The organism is Massilia aerilata, assembly GCF_042656905.1.
In the GTDB taxonomy this organism is placed as follows: Bacteria; Pseudomonadota; Gammaproteobacteria; order Burkholderiales; family Burkholderiaceae_D; genus Telluria; species Telluria aerilata.
The window spans coordinates 115,528-136,370 of sequence record NZ_JBHSMZ010000005.1; the positions used below are offsets into that span (position 1 = coordinate 115,528).

Annotated in this window: 18 protein-coding genes and 1 riboswitch; of the genes, 10 read left to right on the top strand and 8 right to left on the bottom strand. The window is 65.1% G+C overall.

Annotated features, from left to right (window positions below; all coding sequences use genetic code 11):
- Together ACFPO9_RS08480 and ACFPO9_RS08485 are read right to left on the bottom strand one after the other, a co-directional pair.
- On the bottom strand, window positions 1-1,809 hold the full coding sequence (locus ACFPO9_RS08480; RefSeq protein ID WP_379769440.1) for an amidase: 1,809 nt from the start codon (window positions 1,807-1,809) through the stop codon (window positions 1-3).
- 76 nt (window positions 1,810-1,885) lie between these two features.
- On the bottom strand, window positions 1,886-2,785 hold the full coding sequence (locus tag ACFPO9_RS08485; protein WP_379769442.1) for a LysR family transcriptional regulator: 900 nt from the start codon (window positions 2,783-2,785) through the stop codon (window positions 1,886-1,888).
- 103 nt (window positions 2,786-2,888) lie between these two features.
- Between ACFPO9_RS08485 and ACFPO9_RS08490 the strand changes: the two genes are divergently transcribed.
- Both ACFPO9_RS08490 and dkgB read left to right on the top strand, forming a co-directional pair.
- The gene (locus ACFPO9_RS08490) at window positions 2,889-4,103 is read left to right on the top strand and encodes an MFS transporter (RefSeq protein WP_379769444.1); all 1,215 of its coding nucleotides are present in this window, start codon (window positions 2,889-2,891) and stop codon (window positions 4,101-4,103) included.
- A gap of 21 nt (window positions 4,104-4,124) precedes the next feature.
- Window positions 4,125-4,931: a 2,5-didehydrogluconate reductase DkgB gene (dkgB, locus tag ACFPO9_RS08495; protein ID WP_379769446.1), complete on the top strand. Its 807-nt coding sequence runs from the start codon at window positions 4,125-4,127 to the stop codon at window positions 4,929-4,931.
- A gap of 131 nt (window positions 4,932-5,062) precedes the next feature.
- Here dkgB and ACFPO9_RS08500 read toward each other — a convergent pair whose 3' ends face one another.
- The 3 genes from ACFPO9_RS08500 to ACFPO9_RS08510 all read right to left on the bottom strand — a co-directional run bounded on the left by ACFPO9_RS08500 (window position 5,063) and on the right by ACFPO9_RS08510 (window position 7,192).
- Window positions 5,063-5,785: a glutathione S-transferase gene (locus tag ACFPO9_RS08500; protein WP_379769448.1), complete on the bottom strand. Its 723-nt coding sequence runs from the start codon at window positions 5,783-5,785 to the stop codon at window positions 5,063-5,065.
- A 480-nt stretch (window positions 5,786-6,265) separates the two neighbouring features.
- Window positions 6,266-6,688 (bottom strand): hypothetical protein, encoded by a 423-nt coding sequence (locus ACFPO9_RS08505; RefSeq protein WP_379769451.1) that lies wholly within the window; start codon window positions 6,686-6,688, stop codon window positions 6,266-6,268.
- Window positions 6,689-6,700: 12 nt separating this feature from the next.
- Entirely contained in the window at window positions 6,701-7,192 is a 492-nt protein-coding gene (locus tag ACFPO9_RS08510) for an Hcp family type VI secretion system effector (RefSeq protein WP_379769453.1), read from the bottom strand.
- A 514-nt stretch (window positions 7,193-7,706) separates the two neighbouring features.
- Between ACFPO9_RS08510 and ACFPO9_RS08515 the strand changes: the two genes are divergently transcribed.
- Entirely contained in the window at window positions 7,707-8,669 is a 963-nt protein-coding gene (locus ACFPO9_RS08515) for a DUF535 family protein (RefSeq protein ID WP_379769455.1), read from the top strand.
- A gap of 229 nt (window positions 8,670-8,898) precedes the next feature.
- Window positions 8,899-9,786, top strand: a complete 888-nt coding sequence (locus tag ACFPO9_RS08520) for a BRCT domain-containing protein (protein ID WP_379769457.1) — start codon at window positions 8,899-8,901, stop codon at window positions 9,784-9,786.
- A gap of 19 nt (window positions 9,787-9,805) precedes the next feature.
- Here the strand turns inward: ACFPO9_RS08520 and ACFPO9_RS08525 are convergent, their stop codons facing one another.
- Window positions 9,806-10,534 carry an oxygen-binding di-iron domain-containing protein gene (locus tag ACFPO9_RS08525; RefSeq protein WP_379769459.1) on the bottom strand — a complete coding sequence of 243 codons (729 nt, stop codon included), beginning with the start codon at window positions 10,532-10,534 and terminating at the stop codon, window positions 9,806-9,808.
- A gap of 191 nt (window positions 10,535-10,725) precedes the next feature.
- Window positions 10,726-10,830: riboswitch (TPP riboswitch) on the top strand.
- 95 nt (window positions 10,831-10,925) lie between these two features.
- Here ACFPO9_RS08525 and ACFPO9_RS08530 point away from each other — a divergent pair.
- Window positions 10,926-13,091 carry a TonB-dependent siderophore receptor gene (locus tag ACFPO9_RS08530; protein WP_379769461.1) on the top strand — a complete coding sequence of 722 codons (2,166 nt, stop codon included), beginning with the start codon at window positions 10,926-10,928 and terminating at the stop codon, window positions 13,089-13,091.
- Here the strand turns inward: ACFPO9_RS08530 and ACFPO9_RS08535 are convergent.
- Together ACFPO9_RS08535 and pnuC are read right to left on the bottom strand one after the other, a co-directional pair.
- Window positions 13,088-13,615 carry an AAA family ATPase gene (locus ACFPO9_RS08535; protein ID WP_379769463.1) on the bottom strand — a complete coding sequence of 176 codons (528 nt, stop codon included), beginning with the start codon at window positions 13,613-13,615 and terminating at the stop codon, window positions 13,088-13,090. The genes ACFPO9_RS08530 and ACFPO9_RS08535 overlap by 4 nt on opposite strands.
- Window positions 13,612-14,214, bottom strand: a complete 603-nt coding sequence (gene pnuC, locus ACFPO9_RS08540; protein ID WP_379769465.1) for a nicotinamide riboside transporter PnuC — start codon at window positions 14,212-14,214, stop codon at window positions 13,612-13,614. Before pnuC ends, ACFPO9_RS08535 begins: the two co-directional genes overlap by 4 nt.
- Window positions 14,215-14,338: 124 nt before the next feature.
- Between pnuC and ACFPO9_RS08545 the strand changes: the two genes are divergently transcribed.
- The 5 genes from ACFPO9_RS08545 (at window position 14,339) to ACFPO9_RS08565 (ending at window position 20,835) form a co-directional block, all read left to right on the top strand.
- The gene (locus ACFPO9_RS08545) at window positions 14,339-16,291 is read left to right on the top strand and encodes an alpha/beta hydrolase family protein (protein WP_379769467.1); all 1,953 of its coding nucleotides are present in this window, start codon (window positions 14,339-14,341) and stop codon (window positions 16,289-16,291) included.
- A gap of 157 nt (window positions 16,292-16,448) precedes the next feature.
- Entirely contained in the window at window positions 16,449-17,696 is a 1,248-nt protein-coding gene (locus tag ACFPO9_RS08550; protein ID WP_379769469.1) for an efflux RND transporter periplasmic adaptor subunit, read from the top strand.
- A gap of 10 nt (window positions 17,697-17,706) precedes the next feature.
- The gene (locus tag ACFPO9_RS08555) at window positions 17,707-18,390 is read left to right on the top strand and encodes an ABC transporter ATP-binding protein (RefSeq protein WP_379769471.1); all 684 of its coding nucleotides are present in this window, start codon (window positions 17,707-17,709) and stop codon (window positions 18,388-18,390) included.
- Window positions 18,380-19,621 (top strand): ABC transporter permease, encoded by a 1,242-nt coding sequence (locus tag ACFPO9_RS08560; protein WP_379769473.1) that lies wholly within the window; start codon window positions 18,380-18,382, stop codon window positions 19,619-19,621. Before ACFPO9_RS08555 ends, ACFPO9_RS08560 begins: the two co-directional genes overlap by 11 nt.
- The gene (locus ACFPO9_RS08565) at window positions 19,621-20,835 is read left to right on the top strand and encodes an ABC transporter permease (RefSeq protein ID WP_379769475.1); all 1,215 of its coding nucleotides are present in this window, start codon (window positions 19,621-19,623) and stop codon (window positions 20,833-20,835) included. Before ACFPO9_RS08560 ends, ACFPO9_RS08565 begins: the two co-directional genes overlap by 1 nt.
- Window positions 20,836-20,843 lie beyond the last annotated feature (8 nt).

Here is a 20,843-nt window from a genome sequence, read left to right on the forward strand (position 1 = left end):
TTAAAACCCCGGCGGCCTTTCGCCCGCCACACCCGCCACCTTCTCCAGCGCCAGCCCCACGCGCCCTATCGTCCCCTCATCGAACAGGCGCCCGATCAGGGTCACGCCATGCGGCACGCGGCGCGGCGGCGAGAAGCCCGGTAGCGGCTGCGCCGGGTTCGGCGCCCAGTCGGACCTGGCCTGCGCCACCTCCACCGACCCCGTGCGCAGGGTCAGCGACGGATGGCCCGTGAAATTCGAGATCGTCAGCATCTCGTCGCGCAGCGAGGGCACCAGCAGCAGGTCGACCTGCTGGAAGATGCGCGACATCTCCAGCGCCACCTTGCGCCGCATGCGGTCGCCCTGCACGAAGTCGACCGCCGACAGGAAGCGGGCTTCGCGGAACAGGTTCGGCCAGGCATCCGGCACCTGGGCCTTCAGGCGGTCGACGCGGTGGTCCAGCGTGATCTCCTCGAAAGCCGCCGCCGCTTCCGCGAACAGCACCGCATTCAGCGACTGGTACGGCCAGTCCGGCAGGCTCACCGGCACCGGCGCCAGGCCCAGCTTCTTCAGGCTTTCCAGCGCGGCGCGGTCGACGTCGGTGGCCGGGGCTTCCTTCATCCAGTCGGCAAAGTAGCCGACCTTCAAACCGGCCAGCTTGGCATTCGCGTCGTAATCCAGCCTGGCCGGCACGCTCGCGGCATCGCCCGCGTCGACGCCGGAAATCGCCTTCAGCACCAGCATCGCATCCTCGACGCTGCGCGTCATCGGGCCGAGTTTATCCAGCGACCAGCACAAGGTCATGGCGCCGGTGCGCGGCACCCGGCCATAGGTCGGACGCAGGCCGGTCACGCCGCAGCGCATCGCCGGGCTGACGATGCTGCCGCCGGTCTCGCTGCCGATCGAGAAGCCGACCAGGCCCGCGGCCGTAGCCGCGCCCGGGCCGGCGCTCGAGCCAGAGGCGCCCTCTTCCAGCAGCCAAGGATTCATCGTTTGACCGCCGAACCAGATGTCGTTCAGCGCCAGCGCGCCCAGGCTCAGCTTCGCGAGCAGCACGGCGCCGGCGGCGTCCAGCTTCGCCACCACCGCGGCATCCCGGGCCGGCACGCGGTCCTGGTAGAAGTCCGCGCCCCAGGTGGTGCGGATGTCCTTGGTGTCCAGCAAGTCCTTCACGCCATACGGGATGCCGTGCAGCGGGCCGCGGTATTTGCCGGCGGCGATCTCCTTGTCGGCCAGGCGGGCGCGCGCCAATGCATGTTCCCCGGTGAGGGTGATCACGCTGCGCAGCTTGCCGTCAAGGCGCTTGATGCGCTCCATATAGATGCGGGTCAGGCGCTCGGACGTGATGGCGCGGCTCTCGATCCAGCGCGAGAGCCTGGTGACCGGGGCGAAGGCGATGTCTTCGTCCTTCTTCGGCAGCGGACCGGCGTCGTTGCGGCTGCGGACGAAGCGCTCCTGCGCAGGACCGGCCGGTGCGCCCACCGCGGCAGCGGGATGCCAGACCGTGGCCGGGGCCACGCTGTCCCCGATCGCCAGCTTGCGCGGGCCGGTGCGGCGCTCCATCGTCGATGCCAGCGACACGCGCCAGCTGCCGGCCGCCATCTGGCGCTCGGCCGGGCTCAATCGAACCTGCATCAGCTTTTCGGCTTCCGCGAAGGTCGCGGGCGTGACCTCCGGACCGACCGCCGGGGTGGCGCCGAAAGTGGGTGGGGCGCCGGGCGTGTCGGCGACCTGGGGGACGGGTTCGGCGCCGAATGTGGACGATGAGGCCCCGGCCACGGCGAGCAGGCCGAGCGGCGCATTGATCAGGAACTGGCGGCGTTGTGTCATGGATCCTCTGCTGGTTGGCATATTGGTCTGGCCAAAGGATGCTAACCCATGCATGAGCAAAACAACAAGCCGCCGTTCAGCGCGTTTCCAGCACGGCCGACAGGCGCTGCGCCAGGAAGTCGACCAGGGCCGCCACGCGCGGCGCCAGCGCCTCCTGCTTGTAGAACACCGCCCACACCGGCTGGCGCCAGGGCAGCGCGCACTGCTCCAGCACCGGCACCAGGCGGCCGGCGGCCACGTCCGCCTTGGTCAGGAAGTCCGACAGGCTGACGATGCCGGCCCCTTCCAGTGCCAGGTGGCGCAGGGTCTCGCCGCTGGACACCGTCACCTTCGGCCTGGCGGCCCAGCCTTCGTGCCCGCCGTCGCTCAGCGGCCAGGTATTCAGCGTGGCCGGCGACGTGAAGCCCAGCAGGCGGTGTGCGGCCAGGTCGGCCACCTTGCCGGGGCGGCCGTGGCGTTCGAGGTAGGAAGGCGCGGCCAGCACGCGGATGCGGCTATGGCCCAGCAGGCGCGCGTTCAGGCTGGAGTCGGGCAGGATGCCGATGCGGATCGCGACGTCGACTTTTTCCTCGATCAGGTCGACGTAGGTCTCGCCGCTGGTGAGCTCCAGCGACACTTGCGGGTACTGGTCGAGGAAGTCCGCCACCAGCGGCGCAATCAAATGGTCGAGCGTCGGCGTGGCGGCGTTCACGCGCACCAGTCCCGCCGGATGGCCGCGCCTTGCCGCCGCCTGGGCCTCGGTATCTTCCAGTTCCCCCAGCACCCGGCGCGCGCGCTCCAGCAGCCAGGCCCCTTCAGCGGTCAGGTCGAGGCGCCGCGTGGTGCGGTGCATGAGCGTCATCCCCAGCTCTTTTTCAAGCCGCGAGACGGTACGCGAGACGCCCGAGGGCGTCTGCCCCAGCTGCTGGGCGGCGGTCGAGAACGAGCCCGTTTCCGTGACGGTGACGAAGGTAATCAAGGCGCCGACATCGAGCATTTGTGACTCCGAGTCAAAAGTCTATTGTACGACGGCATGTTTTTCTTGCACGCCGCGGTCGGCAGAATGCTGGTTTCGATCAAAGGCAACAGGAGAATCCACCATGCCACTCGCACTCTGGGCGCTGACACTCAGCGCCTTCGCCATCGGGACCACCGAATTCGTGATCGTCGGCCTGATCCCCACCATCGCCGCCAGCCTGCAGGTGTCCGTGCCCTCGGCCGGCCTGCTGGTCAGCCTGTATGCGCTGGGCGTCGCCATCGGCGCGCCGGTGCTGACCGCCCTCACCGGCCGCGTGCCGCGCAAGCTGCTGCTGCTCGGCCTGATGCTGCTGTTCACGGCCGGGAACCTGGTCGCCTGGATGGCGCCCGGCTACGAAGCGCTGATGGCCGCGCGCGTGCTGACCGGCCTGGCGCACGGCGTGTTCTTCTCGATCGGCTCGACCATCGCCACCAGCCTGGTGCCGAAAGAGAAAGCGGCCAGCGCGATCGCCCTGATGTTCAGCGGCCTGACCGTCGCCCTGGTGACAGGCGTGCCGCTCGGGACCTTCATCGGCCAGCACTTCGGCTGGCAGATGACCTTCCTGGCGGTGGCCATGCTGGGCGTGATCGCCTTCATCGGCATCGCTTTGCTGGTCCCTCGCGCGATCGCCGGCAGCAAGCCATCCTCGCTGCTCACGCAAATGTCGGTGCTGAAGAAACCGCGCCTGCTGCTGGTGTATGCCATGACCACGCTGGGCTACGGCGGCACCTTCGTCGCCTTTACTTACCTGGCGCCGATCCTGCAGCAGGTGGCCGGCTTCTCGGCCGGTGCGGTCGGGCTGGTGATGCTGGTGTACGGCGTCTCGGTCGCCTTCGGGAATATCTGGGGCGGCAAGCTGGCCGACCGCAAGGGCCCGGTGCGCGCGCTCCAGATCGTGTTCGCGCTGCTGGCCGCCGTGCTGCTGGTGCTGCAGTTCACCGCCGCCAACAAGATCGCGGTACTCGTCACCGTGCTGGCCTGGGGCGCGGTCGCCTTCGGCAATGTGCCGGGCCTGCAGGTGTATGTGGTGCAGCGCGCCGGCCGCGATGCGCCGCAGGCGGTGGACGTGGCCTCGGGCCTGAACATCGCCGCCTTCAACGTCGGCATCGCGCTGGGCGCCTGGGGCGGCGGCATCATCGTCGACCGCATCGGCCTGATGGCCACGCCCTGGATCGGCGCCCTGGTGGTGCTGGGCGCGCTGCTTCTCACCACCCTGGCCGGCCGCCTGGACCGGCGCGACGCGGCGCGCGGCATCGCGGCGCCTGCCGCTTCGGACACCGCCGTCCTTACCCACTAAATTCTTCTCGGGAGATTAGTCATGAACACCATTCCGCAACTCGGCCTCGGCACCTTCCGCCTGCAGGGCCAGCAAGCCATCGATTCCGTCAGTAACGGCCTGGAACTGGGCTACCGCCACGTCGACACCGCCCAGATCTACGGCAACGAGGCCGAGGTCGGCGCGGCGCTGCAGGCCGCCGAGGTGCCGCGCCGCGAGGTCTTCGTCACCACCAAGATCTGGACCGAGAACCTGGGCGGCGACAAGCTGATTGCCAGCCTGAAGGACAGCCTGCACAAGCTGCGCCTCGAGCAGGTCGACCTGACCCTGATCCACTGGCCTTCGCCGCAGGGCGCGGTGCCGGTGGCCGAATCGATGCAGGCTTTACTTGAAGCGCGCGCGCAGGGGCTGAGCGCTGCGGTCGGCGTGTCGAATTTTACGAAGGCGCTGCTGGCGCAGGCGATCGACGCCGTCGGCGCGTCGAACATCGCCACCAATCAGGTGGAGCTGCATCCGTTCCTGCAGAACCGTGGCGTGGCCGGTTTTGCGCGCGAACACGGGATTCATGTGACGGCCTACATGCCGCTGGCGTACGGGAAGGTGCTGGCCGATCCTGCGGTCCTGTCGATTGCCGCGCGCTTGAACGCGACGCCGGCGCAGGCGGCGCTGGCGTGGTCGATGGCGAAGGGGTATGCGGTGATTCCTTCGTCGACGAAGCGGGAGAACCTGGCCGCCAATCTGGGGGCATTGGCGCTTCGCTTGTCGGCGGAGGATATCGCCGCGATCGATGGGCTGGAGCGTGGTGAACGCTTGGTCAGCCCGGACTTTGCGCCAGCCTGGGACCGCTAAACCGTCATTCCCGCGCTTGCTCGTCGTTCCCGCGCAGGCGGGAAACCAAGTTTGTGTGCGTACTGTTGGCGCAAGCAGGACTTGGGTCCCCGCCTTCGCGGGAACAAAGGCTAAAAAGCAGGAATGAGGTGCTACTTCTCCTGCTGCTCCAACTCCGGATAATGCCGGAAAATCCCCTCCTCATTGAACGCGATCCGCCGCTTCGATTTCAGGTAAGCCGCAATCCGCGGCCTCGCCGCCACGCGGTCGCGCAAGGCCCCGAGCAGCGGATAGCCCGCATCGATCCGCCCCATGGTCGCCGGGAAGGCATAGCGCAAACCCTCGACCAGCTGGAACAGCGACAGGTCGGCATAGGTGAGCGTATCGCCCGTCAAATAATCCTTGGGCTCGGGCCGCGCCAGGATCCCTTCGAAGTAATCGAGGAATTTCGGGATGCGGGTCTCGATGAAGTCGGCCGAACGGCGCTTGGCTTCCGGGCGCTGGTCCTCGTAGTACAGCGAAGTCGCGATCGGATGGTGGGTCTCGTGCACTTCGGCGACCAGGTCGGCGATCGTCAGCTGCAGCTGGTGCACCCACAGGCCGCCGGCCTCCTCGCTGGGCGCCAGCCCATGATGCTGGCCGAGGAACAGCAGGATGTTGGCGGTCTGGCCGATCGTCAGTCCGTTCGCCTTCAGGAAGGGCGGCGCAAAGGGCGGATGATCCGGGCCGTCCATCGCCGCCATCAGTCGCGCCATGCCGCCCGGCTCGCGGGCCACGTCGATGTAGTCGACGCCGGCTTCTTCCAGCGCCAGCCGGACGAATTCGCCACGCCCCTGGATCGTCGGCCAGTAAAAAAGTTCGTAGGGTCGCACCATGATGAAATTCTTCCTCGTATGGTTGAAGGGCTATAGTAGACCGCTCTACCGTTTTGCGAGGCACGACAGGCTTGAGATCGATGCAAGTGGTTTGCTAAAAAAAGGTGGAAACGGGACACTTTCCGGGCAGCTCATTGAATCTCGTTGAAGCAGACTCAGGTGACAGATGAGTGGTCAGAGCAAAGGCGGAACACCTGACGCGCGAAAACTCAGACGGCCACCTGGTCGTTGGCAAAAAGTTTCTTCAGGGGTAGCATGAAGGGCGGCGTAAGCTGCCTTTTTACAATGAACAAAATTCTGCAGATTACCGTCGCCTGCGGATTAACGCTATGGATGTAACGACTGCCGATCCGACAAATGCGGCGCAAAGGATGTTGAAGGCCTTTTCTGCATACATAGTCGGCGCCAGGAGGAGCATCGCCAAATAGGTAATCACAGCCATCAGAAAGGCAGCACCAAGAGAAATGAGGGCTGTCCGCATCATGCAAAAGCCTCCGCTCGAGGGCAGTTAAGATACATGCCTGCGTTGCTCCCACCGGCCTTCATGACTTCCTCAACAAACGAAGCACAATTGTGAGGCAAAACACCCCATAACCACGGCTTTTTCATCAGTTCATGCAACTTTAGATGAGCGCCTACAGGGTCAGCCAGTTTGACAATCCACCGTCGAATTTCGCGCTTACCGTTCTCCTTCAAGTATCGCTGATAACCGCTCTCATGCATGAATTTGGGTAGGTCGTAAACGCCTGCCACGTGGGAGTACCAGGCATCGCCCACGTGAAGGAGCGCATGACCGCAAGCATTGATGCCGTCACCCGATACGATGACAGCACAAGTGCGTTTAAAGTCGGTAAAGTCGAGCGGGCAGACGACCATGTCATCGCCGTGATAGGGTTCGGCCATGTTCGCCTCCGCTTAGCACACTTTGTTAGCGTTACAGTCCCAGCCGCCCGACGAATTGCCCTGCGCACCGCCCTTGATGCTTTGGCGGGTGTAAGTCCACTTGATCTTTGCATAGGCTAGTTGCACTCGTTCGCTTATGAGTCCGCCCTCACCGCTATCCGGCGTCATGTTCGCGATCATCAAATGTTCAAGTTCGATCTTGAAGTAAGGGATGGGCTTGCCTTCACCGTCAGCCCGCATGAACTCAAAAGTAGCTTTGGGGATCGTTTTGCCAGCTGCGCAGGTTTGCAGCAGAACCGGGGACGCGATATCGGCCAACTTCCTGAAGGTGAGCGGGTACAGCTCTGCCCTTCCACTCGTCATCCCGCCAGCAGTCGATATGCTTTCGGCTCTGGGCTGATTGACCGCGTAAAGGACGTTGAAAACCTCGATCCAGTCCTTATGGCGTTCATCGGTCGATTCCCCATTGATGCCCTCAATTTTGAGGTAAGCGTCTACAGCCATGTTTCTCTCCGTGCGGATTGAGCAAGGGGGGATTCTTGCTCGACTGCACAGGGGCAGCGTTGGCAGATGTCAGAAGCTTGAGGGAACTAGATCAACAGTCCGCTCCAACGGAATAACTCGCGTTGAGGTACCTCGCCATGACCCTTGCCAAGAATGGCTGACGGCAACAGTTAATAAGAGTTCTCGCTAGGCCTCATTGCCCATGATTCCGGCCCAGTAAAAAAGTTCGTACATCATTCCCCACTTCTCAACTTATTCAGGATGACTCAATTATTCATGAGGTTTTCGATGTTCGGCGCGGCAATCGTGCTAGTCTTGCAAATGGCGATATTTGCCTGACAAAAAATCAACAAGAGACATCGTGATCACAAAGAAAAATACAAAAGGGATGCGTTATCGAGCGTGCCGATCTTGACCTGCCCAGCATTTTATTTCCGTTGAGCAATATCACCGTGCCGACCGGGCCGGTGAGTCAAGATAGAACCACCCCGATAATGAACGCCCGGAGCGCACCATGATTTTCGCTCACCTCAGCAAGCACTGGATGGCCCGCCGCAGCCAGTACAGCCTCACTTCCTGGATCCTGTGCATCGCACGCAGCCTGCGCGTGCTGGCCTACATGCGCGACCACCGCGCCCTGTGCCAGCTCGGCGTCTACCGCAATCACGTGGCGCTGCCGCCGAACGACGACGCCTTCCACCACCTGAGTCACCGCGACTACCTGGTCAAGGGCATGTCGGCGCGCCGGCGCGTGCAGGCGGTCCTGAGCCACTACCGCTTCGAGGAAACCACCTTCAACGAAGCCTACAAGCAGGCCGTCTACGGCGCCCGCTGCCTGCCGCTGTGGCAGATTGATGCCGAAGGCAGCAGCTTCATGATCCAGCTCGAAATGGCCTCGCGCAGCAATGCCGAGGGCGACCTGACCCTGGCCCTGGTCGCCGACGGCAAATGCCTGCACCGCCTTTCCTTCAGCTGGCTCGAAGGCCACATGGTCGGCGTCGACGCGCCTGTGGTCCCCTTCATCGCCCGTAACCAGGGCCGCTGGATCGATTCCGGCGCCGCCTTCGAAGCCTTCGAGCGCGTGTTCCCGAACAACTCGCCCAGCTTCTTCTGCTTCGCCGCGATGCAGGGCGTGGCGCAGGCGGTCGGCATCGACCAGGTGGTCGCGATCCGCAGCGAAGACCACCTCGCCTACGATCCGGACCCCGAAAAGCACTTCGCCAACGCCTACGACGGCTTCTGGAAAATCCTGGGCGGCGAAGAGATGCCTGGCAAGCAGGGCTACCGTATCGCGCTGCCCTTCTACGTCAAGCCGCTGTCCGAGATGCCGTCCAAGCACCGCAAGCGCGCGGCCCAGCGCCGCGAGCACTGGCGCCTGATCGGCGAATCTGCCCGCAGCACCCTGCAGCGCCACCTGATGCACGCACGCGCCCATGTCGAACATGCGGCGCCGGTGCTGGAGCCGGCGCAGATCTGAGTTCAAGCAGAGTCATATTTGTCACCTGGGCCGCTGAAGTTTCAGCGGCCTTTTTCATTCGCCGTCTTCAGTGACCTTGACGCCATTTGTCATCTTAGTGCTGTCAACTCGTCGCAACAATTGGTGAGATTCATAGAGGAAATTAAGCGTACGCTAGAACGCTGTACGACGAAGCCCGGGCGAGGAAAGCTCCCACTTCCAGGAATTCATCAAATGTGGAGGATGCATAATGAATATCGACTATCGACCTTACTATCGTTTTACCGGCCGAGCACGCCTGGAGAAAGCTATTAACTCGCTGATCGGTCTAATTGAAGGCATCGCGATCGATGGCACGGTCAATGAGAAAGAACTGGCCTACGTTGAAGCTTGGTTGAACGAAAACCGCCAACTGCAGTACAGCCATCCTTTCAATGAACTGATTCCAGTAGTCGACGCAGCGATTGCCGACGGCATCCTCACCGATGACGAAAGGCAGAACATACTTTGGCTGTGTGAGAAGTTGATGTCAGCAGATTTTTTCGACACGGCCACTGCCGATATGCAGCGCCTTCACGGCCTAATGGGGGGAATCGCCGCAGACGGGGAAATCAACGAGACGGAACTTCGCGGCTTGGCCGACTGGCTATATGAACACGAACACCTGAAGACTCGTTGGCCATATGAAGAGGTCGAAAGCGTCATCACGACCGTATTGAGGGATAAGACGATAATGGCAAGCAGTCACGAACTACTTCTCAATTTTTTTGCCGAGTTCACAGCCATTTCGGAAAGTCGATCGGTAGCAACTTCACATAAAGCACTCTCTACGACTGCCGTCTGTGCAGTGTGTCCAGACGTGACTTTTGAAGGGAAAGTCTTTGGCTTTACCGGATCTTCGGCCAAGTATTCACGAGATGAGTTACGCGAAATCGTCGAGGGTCTCGGCGCTACATTCACAAACTCAGTATCAAAAAAGCTCGACTATCTCATTATCGGGGCCGATGGAAATCCGTGCTGGGCATATGCATGCTACGGTCGAAAAGTCGAAATGGCTGTGGCGTTAAGAAAAGCTGGGGCCAGAATCCTGCTAGTGCACGAGCACGACTTTCATGATGCTGTAGCCGACTGCACCTAGCGTTTCGTCTGGCCTGCAATTAGCTGCCGACGAGCCTTTCCCCAAGAGCCCGCAGCAGCCGCGCCCCATCCCCGCTCCAGGCGTTGCCATGCATGCAGGCCAGGGTCCAGGGTGCTTCGGCGGCGAGGTGCTCGATCAATTGCCTGGTATTCGTCGAGTGCGAAAAGTAATCCATGGGTTTGCGGAAGGCTTCGCTGTGCTCCAGGATGTCATCCGAGGTCAGGACATCGGCGCCCGTGCCGCCCTGGGTGAACAGGTCGCCGCAAAACATCGTCAGGGTGTGCGTGTCCATCAGGAAGCCGGTTTCCCAGCCGTGCGGCAAATGCGGCGCATCCAGCCATTTGACCGAACGTTTCCCCAGGCTGAGCTCGGCGCCATCCGCCATTGCGTGGGCCGGCCGGTCCGCGAAATCGTTCACCGACACCATGGCCGCAACCTGGCTGCACAGCGGCACGGCGTGGGGCGCGGCGGCCAGCCACTCGTTCAGCGAACCGCATTCGTCCGCTTCGAAATGCGACAAGGCAATGAAGCGCAGCTGGCTGGCCGGCATGATGCTGGCGACCGCTTCCCGCACCAGCGGGAACATCTTTCGCGGTCCCGTGTGAAACAGCAGCGGCTGCTCGTCGACGATCAGGTACTGGTTGAAGGAGAAGCCGCCCGGCACGATGTCGACCGGGGTATTGATACGGTAGACACCGTCGGCGATCTCGTGGACATTGGTGCCGGCAGAAGCATTGGTGACGGACATCGTGGCCTCCATCTGCGGTTGGGAGTCTGTGCATAGCATACGCCCTTCCCCCCCGCCGAAACGCGTGCACCCCGACTTTTGTTGCCGAGCCAGGCTGCTACCGATGAACAGCGCCTGGGGCGCCCGTTGCGCGAAGCCTGCGTTACGGCTTGCCACAAGCACCACGCCCGTTCGCTTCCGTGCTACACTCGCGCCTTCGCTAGGGGTCCTGGCAGCAGATGTTCGCTGCCGGGTGAGAGATACCCTTCGTACCTGATCTGGATAATGCCAGCGAAGGAAAGCGCAAAGCGGTGCCTGAGATGGCGCCCATCCCTGTTTGCCCTTCCCCCAGTTGGCTCCGGCTTTTTTTAAAAGCAGCGACGCCAAACGGCGCGCGATGACGAGCAAACGAATGAAACCTGAACTGAAGTATTCCCTCCTGGCCTGCGCCATCGCGCAAGCCTTCGCTTTCAACGCCCACGCGCAAGAACAAGGCCAGCCGATCGCCGAAGTGGTCGTCACCGGCGCCCGGGCGCCCAACCTGGAGCGTGCCGCCGTCGGCGGTTTCGCCGACACCGCCATCGTCGACACCCCGGCCTCGATCACCGCCATCGGCCGCAGCCAGATGCAGGACTTGTCGATCCGCTCGGCCACCGAGGCCATGCGCTACGACGCCTCGGTCAGCGACGCCTACAACGCGGTCGGCTATGCCGAGCAGTTCTCGATCCGCGGCTTCGCCCTCGATAACAACTACAGCTACCGCAAGGACGGCTTCGCGATCCCGGGCGACACCCAGATCGCGCTCGAGAACAAGGAACGCATCGAGGTGCTGAAGGGCCTGGCCGGCCTCAGCGCCGGCGTCGCCACGCCGGGCGGCATCGTCAACTACGTGACCAAGCGCCCGACCAATACGCCGCTGCGCTCCGCCACCGTGGAAGTCAGCGAGCGCGGCACCCTGTACGGCACCGTCGACCTGGGCGGCCGCTTCGAGGACCGCCGCTTCGGCTATCGCATCAACGCCGCCGCGGCCGACCTGCACTCCTATGTGCGCGGCGCGAACGGCGAGCGCCAGTTCGTCTCCGGCGCCTTCGACTGGCAGATCAGTCCCGATGCGAAACTGGAGCTGGACATGGATTACCAGCACAAGGCCCAGCTCACGGCGCCGGGCTACCAGCTGATCCGCGGCGAAGTGCTGCCGAGCGGCGTCTCCAGCAAGCTGCTGATGAACGACCAGCCCTGGGCGCGCCCGGTCGACACCCGCGACACCAATCTCGGCCTGCGCTTCGAATACCGGCTGGCCGATGGCTGGAAGGCGACCATCGCCGGCAACAAGCACTGGTTCAAGCGCGACGACTACACCGCCTTCCCCTACGGCTGCAGCAACGAGGGCGATGGCTACTATCCGGGCTACTGCTCGAACGGCGACTACGACGTCTACGATTACCAGAGCGTGGGCGAGCGCAAGAGCCCGTGGGGCGTGCAGGCCATGCTGCAGGGCCGCTTCGCCACCGGCGCGCTGCGCCACCAGTTGACCGTGGGCGCGTCCTGGGCCGAACGCCACGACAGCTTCGGCGACTACGTCTACGACTACGTCGGCTACAGCAATATCTGGCATCCGCTGGACACGCCGCACGTCGGTCCGGAGCGCGTCACCGGGCCGGTATTCGAGCGCCGCAGCGACCAGGAAAGCGCGCTGTTCGCCCAGGACATCGTCGGCATCACGTCGCAGCTGACACTGCACGGCGGCCTGCGTTATGTGCAAACCAAACGCCGCGACTACATCGATCCGGACTACGTCGCCAGCCGCGATTCCTTCCTGCTGCCGAGCGTCGCGCTGGTGTATGGCCTGAACCGCGACTGGAACGTCTACGGCGCGGTGAGCCATGGGCTGCAGCACGGCGGCATCGCGCCGATGGAAACCGCGAACGAAAACCAGGTGATGGAGCCGGGCCGGTCGAAGCAGTTCGAGATCGGCATGAAAGGCTCGATGGCCGGCCTGAACCTGTCGGCATCGCTGTTCCAGATTCGCCAGGGCCTCGAGTACACGGACCCGAACCGCACGCTGCCCGTCGTCGTCGACGGCGAGACCGAGCAGCGCCACCCGTATGTGCGCGGCGGCCGCGAGACGCATCGCGGCCTCGAGCTGGCGGCGGACGGCAAGCTGGGCGCCGGCCTGCAGGCGGGCGTCTCGCTGATGGCGCTGAACACGCGCCAGGACGGCACCGGCGACGCCGCCATCGACGGCAAGCGCGTCACCGACGCCCCCAACTTCAAGTCGACCACCTGGATCGAATACGCCGTGCCGCGGCTGCCCGGCCTGAAGCTGGACGCCAACTGGCAGTATGCGGGCAGGAAGGCCTTCGACGTCGAGAACCGCGTGCTGGTGCCCGGCTACCACGTGTTCGGCCTGGGCGCCGCCTACGGCCTGAAGGTGGGCGCGACGAAGATCACGCTGCGCGCCCGCGTCGACAACCTCTTCGACAAGTTCTACTGGCGCGACGTCACGCCGGCGCTGGGCGGCTACCTGCTGCCGGGCGCGCCGCGCACCTTCCGCCTCTCCGGCCAGTTCGACTTCTAAGCGAGCAGCGCCTCCACCTGCCGCATGCGCCGCGGCAGGTCGCCCTCCAGCAGCGTGAACGGGATGCACCGTTCGCGCAGCACCGCCAGCAGGCATTCGTGCACCTGCTTGCGCACCTCTTCCGATTCCCGCTGCAGGCCGTCCGGCACCCAGGGCAGGTCCAGGCCCGCGACCAGGGTCGCCGCGTAATCGTGCCGTGCTTCCAGCGCCAGCAGCTCGGGTGGCACCCGGCCCCAGTAGATGCGGCTGTAGACCGCGGTCAGCAGCGGCGTGGTGTCGCAGAACAGGAAGTCCTGCGCTTCCGGCGATGCCGCCATCGCCTCCTCGCGCGCGAGCTGGGTGCGCGCGATGCCCGGCTGGTCGTCCTCGAAGGGCACCCGGTTCTGGGCCTCGACGAATTCGCGCAGGTATTCCGGCACCCACAGCGTGCCGTAGCGCGCCGCCAGCGCGGGCGCGAGGGTCGACTTGCCGGTCGATTCGGCGCCGAGGATGGCGATCCGCTTCGGTGACGAACCCCGGCTCATCGCACGCCCTCGCGCGCCGCGCGCGCCCAGGTGCGCAGGCCCAGCGCCGCCATGATCACGAACACCGCGTACAGGATCGCGGTCAGGTGCAGGTTCTTGTAGACATACAGGCCGACGTAGAGCACGTCGACCGCGATCCACACATGCCAGTTCTCGACTTTCTTGCGCGCCGCGAGCACGGTGCCGAGCAGGCTGCCGGCGGTCAGGAAGCCGTCCATGTGCGGCACGTCGGTGTCCGTGAAGGCGTGCAGGAACCAGGACAGCGCCAGGAAACCGAGCGCCCAGCCGGCCAGCGACCAGGTCCAGCCGGCGCGATCCAGGCGCGTCACCACCAGCGGCTGGTCGTCCTCGCCTTTCCCGCGCAGCCATTCGTACCAGCCCCAGATCGAGGCGGCGATGAAGACGGCCTGCAGGCCTGCGTCGCCGTACAGGCGGGCCTTGAAGAACACGATGCCGTAGGTCGCCGACGACACGATGGCGAACAGCCAGGCCCAGTGGATGCGGCGGATGTTCAGCAGCACCGTCACGATCGCCAGGACGAAGGAGATGAGTTCGAGGGATGTGGTCGGAAAACCGAGAAGGGTGAGCGGCTCATTCATAACAGTCGATTATCGAAGCTGGCGCGTGAATGCGCAAGGCGCGGTTTGAGAATTGGTGAGTATTTTGGGCGGCGCGTGCATACATAATGGCTGGACCGTCCCACCTCGACCGACCGGAGCTTCCATGCGCCTGCGATCCCTGTTCCTGTGCACCTTCCTGCTGGCGGCCCGGGCCGCGCCCGTGCTTGCCGCGCCCGGCGTGCCGCTGGCCGCCTTTGTCTACGAAGACCAGTTCTCGCGCCCGCGCCTGGCCCCGGATGGCAAGCACCTCGCCCTCACCGTGCGCGTTCCCGACGGCGACCGCTTCGTGCCGGTGGTGATGGTGTATTCGGTGCCGGAGATGCAGACGACGGGCGCGATCCGCATGCCGGCCTTCGAGGTGCCGCTCGATTACCGCTGGCTGAGCACCACCCGCCTCGCCATCGCCAAGGGCAAGGAGCTGGGTTCGCGCGAAAAGCCGGTGCCCACCGGCGAAGTGCTGGCCGCGGAACTCGACGGCAGCAAGCAGGAATACCTGTACGGCTACCGCATGCGCCTGTTCTCCAGCCGCGGGGACCGCTACGGCAACGACGAGGGCTTCGGCTACGTCGAAGACATCCCGCGCAGCCACAACAGCCGCCTGTTCCTGACCGCCCATCCCTGGGAGGGCAGCCACAGCATGCTGTACGACGTCGATTCGCGCAGCGCCGTGCGGACCCTGGTGGCCGACCTGTCGGCGCCGGACCTGGGCTTCGTCATCCAGAACAGCGGCCAGCCGCGCTATGCCTACGGCGCCGACGAGAACGCCGAAGTCCTGCTGATGCGCTACGACGACGCCGGCAAGCGCTGGCAGAAGGCCGGCGGGCAGCTCGGGCGCCGCTACGTGCCGCTGGTCTTCAGCGCCGACGACCGCGCCCTGTACGTGACCTATTCCGAGGACGGCGGTCCCGACCAGCTGATCCGGGAAGACATCGCGAGCGGCAAGCGCACCATCCTGTTCGCCGACAAGGCCGGCAGCTTCAGCGACGTCATGTTCGCCTCCAACCTGGGCGAACCTTTCGGCGCCCACTCGGCGGTCGGACGACCGCGCGCGGTCTACTTCGACGAGAAGAGCGAGGAAGCGCGCCTGCACAAAACCCTGAGCGCGCAGTTCCCCGACCACTACCTGCACTTCGTCGACTTCAGCGACGACGGCGGCGTGCTGCTGTTCGGCGTGTCGAGCGACCGCGATCCTGGTTCCTACTACCTTTTGGACCGCAAGACCATGAAGGCGAACCTGCTGTTTTCCTCGCTCGAGACCATCGACCCGGACAGGATGGCGCCGCGCCGGCCGGTCGCTTTCCACGCGCGCGACGGCCTCGAACTGCACGGCTACCTGACGATGCCGGCCCACGCGCCCGGCGTCAAGCCGCCGCTGGTGCTGATGCCGCACGGCGGCCCCTTCGGCATATCGGACGGCTGGTTCTACGACAACGACGCGCAGTTCCTGGCCAGCCGCGGCTACGCCGTCCTGCAGGTGAACTTCCGCGGCTCCGGCGGGCGCGGCCCCGACTTCAAGGAAGCCGGCTACCGCGAATGGGGCGGCAAGATCCAGGACGACCTGGTCGACGGCGTGCGCTGGACCGTGGCGCAAGGAGAAGTCGACGGCACGCGCATGTGCGTGTACGGCGCCAGCTTCGGCGGCTATTCGGCCCTGATGCTGGCCGCGCGCGAACCGTCGCTGTTCAAGTGCGCGGTCGGCTACCTGGGCGTGTACGACCTGAACCTGCTGGCCAGGCCCGAGAACAACCGCCTGGACGCCTACCGCGCCGCCTACATCGGCAAGACCGTGGGCGCCGGCAAGGCCGAACTGGACAAGGCCTCGCCGGTGGCGCTGGCGGCCAGGATCACCGTGCCGGTGCTGCTGGTCCACGGCGGCAAGGACAAGCGCGCCCCGGTCGAACATGCCGAGGCGATGCGCGCGGCGCTGGTCAAGGCCGGCCATCCGCCCGAGTGGTTCCTCGCGCCCAACGAGGGCCACGGCTTCTACGATACGAAGAACGTGACCGAGTTCTACCAGCGGCTCGAAAGCTTCCTGGGCAAACACCTGGGCCAGTAAAGCGCCGCGGCGCCATACCGGACTGCCCGGATCCGGACACCCATGCCCGCGTGCGGGCAAGGCGGCGGCGGGCCCGGGGCCTCGCTCCCTGTGAAAGCGCCCTGGCACGATGCTTGCAATAAGGAAGGCATTGTCACTCCTTCATCGCAAGCATCCCATGGACCAAGCCATCGGCATCGACATCCTGCGCCGCCGCCGCCACTTCCGGCTCGCCACCGGCATCCTCCTGTGCGCCGGCATCCTGGCCGCGGCCTGGGGCATCAACCGCATCGTGCGACCCAGCGTGGCGGCCCGCGATGTCGTCATCGCCGAAGTCCGCCGCGGCAGCGTCGACAACACCATCAATGCCGCCGGCGTGGTCATTCCGGTCCACGAGGAAGTGGTGTCCAGCCCCGGCGCGAGCCGCATCGCCAAGGTCCACGCCAAGCCGGGCCAGCAGGTGAAACAGGGCGAGCTGCTGCTCGAACTGGACGACCGCGAAATCCGCCTGGCGCTGGAAGCGCTGAAGGAGCAGCTGGCGCAGCAGGACAACAAGGTGCTCACGCTCAAGCTCGAGATGGACCAGAAGCACAAGCAGATCGCCTCCGCCATCGAACTGCTGGAGATCGACCTGCAGGCCAGCCGTGCGCTGCGCGAGCGTAACCGCAAGCTGCGCGAAAGCGGCCTGGTGTCGGGCCAGGACCTGCTGACTTCCGAACTGAACGTGCAGCGCAACGAGGTCCAGTTGCGCCAGCAGCGCGAGCTGATCGAGGACACGCGGCGCGCCACCGCCAGCAACATCGCCGCGGCCAAGCTGCAACAGGCCATCCTGCAAAAGCAGATCGCGCGCCAGCAAGGCCTGCTCGAACAGACCCGCGTGACCGCGCCCTTCTCCGGCATGCTGACCTCCCTGGTCGAAGAGGAAGGCGCCAGCGTGGCGGCCGGCCAGCTGGTGGCGCGCGTCTCGGAACTGAACAACTACCGCGTCGAGGCGACCCTGTCCGACTTCCACGCACGCCAGCTGGCGGCCGGCCAGCCGGTGCGCGTCGAGCAGAACGGCGAAGTCCTGCAAGGGCGCGTGCACACCATCCTGCCCGAAATCCAGAACGGCACCATCAAGCTGCTGGTCGACCTGGAGCAGCCGCACAACCCGCACCTGCGCAACAAGATGCGCGTCGACGCGAATATCGTCACCGACCGCCGCGCCAGCGTGCTGGTCATCGACAGCGGCGCCGCCTTCAACGGCAAGGGCCGCCAGCCCGCCTTCAAGGTGATGGACGGCGCCGCCCGCAAGACCCTGCTGGACCTGGGCGCCAGCGACGGCAAGGTGGTCGAAGTCGCCGGCGGTGCGCAGCCGGGCGACCGCTTCATCGTGTCCGACACCAGCGCCTTCAAGGAACTGGACAGCATCCGCATTTCACAATAAGGAGAAGAACATGATCAAACTGGAAAAAGTCAGCAAGACCTACCGCACCGACAAGGTCGAAACCCTGGCGCTGAAGGACATCGACCTGCATGTCGGCAAAGGCGAATTCGTCGCCATGATGGGCCCCAGCGGCTGCGGCAAGAGCACGCTGCTCAACATCATCGGCCTGCTCGACCGCCCGGGCCAGGGTCGCGTGCACATCGACGGCGTGGCCCTGTCCTCCTACCGCGACAAGGACGTGGCGCGCCTGCGCAACAAGACCTTCGGCTTCATCTTCCAGAGCTTCCACCTGATCCCCGACCTGCGCGTGATCGACAACGTCGAGCTGCCCCTGCTCTACCGCAGCATGGGCAACGGCGAGCGCAGCCGCCTGGCGCGCGAAGCGCTCGAGCGGGTCGGCCTCGGTGCGCGCATGGAGCACTTCCCGAACCAGCTCTCGGGCGGCCAGCAGCAGCGCGTGGCGATCGCGCGCGCCATCGTCGGCCGGCCGCAGATCCTGCTTGCCGACGAGCCGACCGGTAACCTCGACAGCAAGATGAGCGCCGAGGTGATGGACATCCTGCTCAAGCTGAACAGCGAAGGCACGACCATCGTGATGGTGACCCACGACGAGCAGGAAGCGCGCCGCGTGGGCCGCATCGTGCGCGTGTTCGACGGCCAGCTGGTCGGCAAGGAGCACGCCCATGCTGCGTAACTACCTGCTGACGGCCTGGAAGGTCTTCATGCGCCGCAAGCTGTTCACGGCGATCAACCTGGTCTGCATCGTGCTCACGCTGGTGGTGCTGATGGTGATCACCGCCCTGCTCGAAGCCGCCTTCTGGCCGAGCGGCGTGGAGGGCAAGAGCGAACGCTTCCTGCAGGTGTATGGCATCCGCAGCGAAAGCGCCGATCACCACTCCGTTCGCACCACCCTGCTCGGCTACAAGACCATCGACCAGTACCTGAAGCCGATCGCTGGCCTGGAGCGCGTGTCGGCCTTCACCACGCCGGCCTCGGTGTCGGTCTACCAGGGCGACCGCGTCAGCGAACTGGAGATGCGCCGCGTCGACGCCGACTACTGGCGCATCCTCGACTTCAAGCTGCTGGCGGGGCGCCTGCCGAATGCCGGCGACGACGCCAACGGCCGCTTCGTCGCCGTCATCAACGCCACCACCGCGCGCCGGCTGTTCGGCGATGCCGCGGCGCCCGGACAGAAGATCAGCATCGGCGGCCAGGTGTTCGAAGTCATTGGCGTGGTCGAAGACGTCATCCACATGAACGCCTACGCCGACATCTGGGCGCCGCTGTACACCTTCCCGTCCGGGACCTGGCGCGATGAGCAGACCGGCTCCTTTGCCGCCATGCTGCTGGCGAAGCAGGCGTCCGACCTGCCCCGCGTCAAGCGCGAGGTCGAGCGGGCAGCGAAGCGCTTCGTTGACAAGGATCCGGCGGCCTACGCAGTTCATACCTTCTGGGCCGACAGCAAGCTGGATCTGTTTGCGCGCGGGCTGCTGAGCAAGAGCGAGGAGGCCGACTCCGGCGGCACCACGCTGCTGCTGTCCATCGGCGCCGCCATGCTGGTCTTCATGCTGCTGCCGGCGCTGAACCTGGTCAACCTGAACACCGGCCGCATCCTCGAGCGCAGCTCGGAGATCGGGGTGCGCAAGGCCTTCGGCGCGACCAGCATGCAGCTGGCCGGCCAGCTGGTGGTCGAGAACGTGCTGCTGTCGCTGGCCGGCGGCCTGATCGGCCTGGCGTGCACCCGCCTGGTGCTGTGGTGGCTGGAGAGCGCCCAGCTGATTCCTTACCTGAAGGTGGGACTCAACCCGACCGTGTTCGCCTGCGGCATGCTGCTGGCCTTCGTGTTCGGCCTGCTGTCCGGCCTGATCCCGGCCTGGAAGATGTCCCGCCTCGATCCCGTCCATGCCCTGAAAGGAGCCGCGTGATGCTGCGCCACCTGTTGAAACTGACCTGGAAGCGCAAGTCCAGGAACCTGATGCTGAGCCTGGAGATCCTGCTCGCCTTCGCGATCGTGTTCGGCATTGCCGCCTTTGGCGTGCGCAACTGGCAGCTGTACCGGGAGACGATCGGCTTCGACGGCGCCGACACCTGGTCCGTCAGGTTGGTGCTGGGCGACGTGCCCGACGAGGCGATCCCGGCCGAGGTGTACGACACGCTGCGCCGCGGCCTGCTGGAACTGCCTGAGGTGCGCGAAGTGGGCTTTGCCGCCTACTCGCCCTACACCATGTCGACCTGGACCACCAGCTTCAAGTCGCCGCAGACCGGCGCCAGCGTGAACACCAGCATCTTGGAGGCCAGCGACGGCGTCGCTGCGGCGCTGGGCATCAAGCTGGTCGCGGGCCGCTGGTTCAACGCGCAGGACAATGGCCAGGCCGTGCGGCCGGCGGTGCTGAACCGGCGCATGGCGGCCGCGATGTTCCCCGGACGCCAGGCGCTGGGCCAGCAATTCACCGACAAGACCTCGAACGACAAGGGCAACGGCGAGGTGCCGAAAACCTACCGCGTGATCGGCCTGGTCGAGGACTTCCGCAACAAGGGACCGCTGATGGCGCCCGTGAATTTCGTGATGACGCGCTTCGATCCGCTGGCCGGCAAGTCGCGCGTGCGGGTCGTCCTGCTGAAGGTGGCGCCGGGCACCCCGCGCGGCTTCGAGGCGGAACTCAACCGCCGGCTCAAGCTGGTCCGCAACGACTGGGCCTACGAGATCGCGCCGCTGTCGGCGATGCGCGCCAGCGTGCTGAAGGAACAGCTGGTGCCCTTCATCGTCGTGAGCGTGATCGCCGCCTTCATGGTCGCGATGGTGGCCTTCGGCCTGTTCGGGGTACTGTGGCAGAACACCACGCGGCGGATTCCGGAAATCGGCCTGCGCCGCGCGATCGGCGCCAGCGCCGGCGACATCTACCGCCAGATCATCGCCGAACAGCTGCTGCTCAGTTCCACCGCGATGGTGGTGGGGCTGGTCCTGCTGGTCCAGCTGCCGCTCACCGGCGCGCTCGGCGAGGGCCTCGGCTGGGGCGTCTTCATCAGCGCCGCGGGGCTGTCGATGGGCGTGATCTATCTGCTATCCTTGCTTTGCGCGCTCTACCCGGGATGGCGCGCCAGCCGCCTGAGCCCGACCGAAGCGCTGCACTACGAATAAAACAAGAT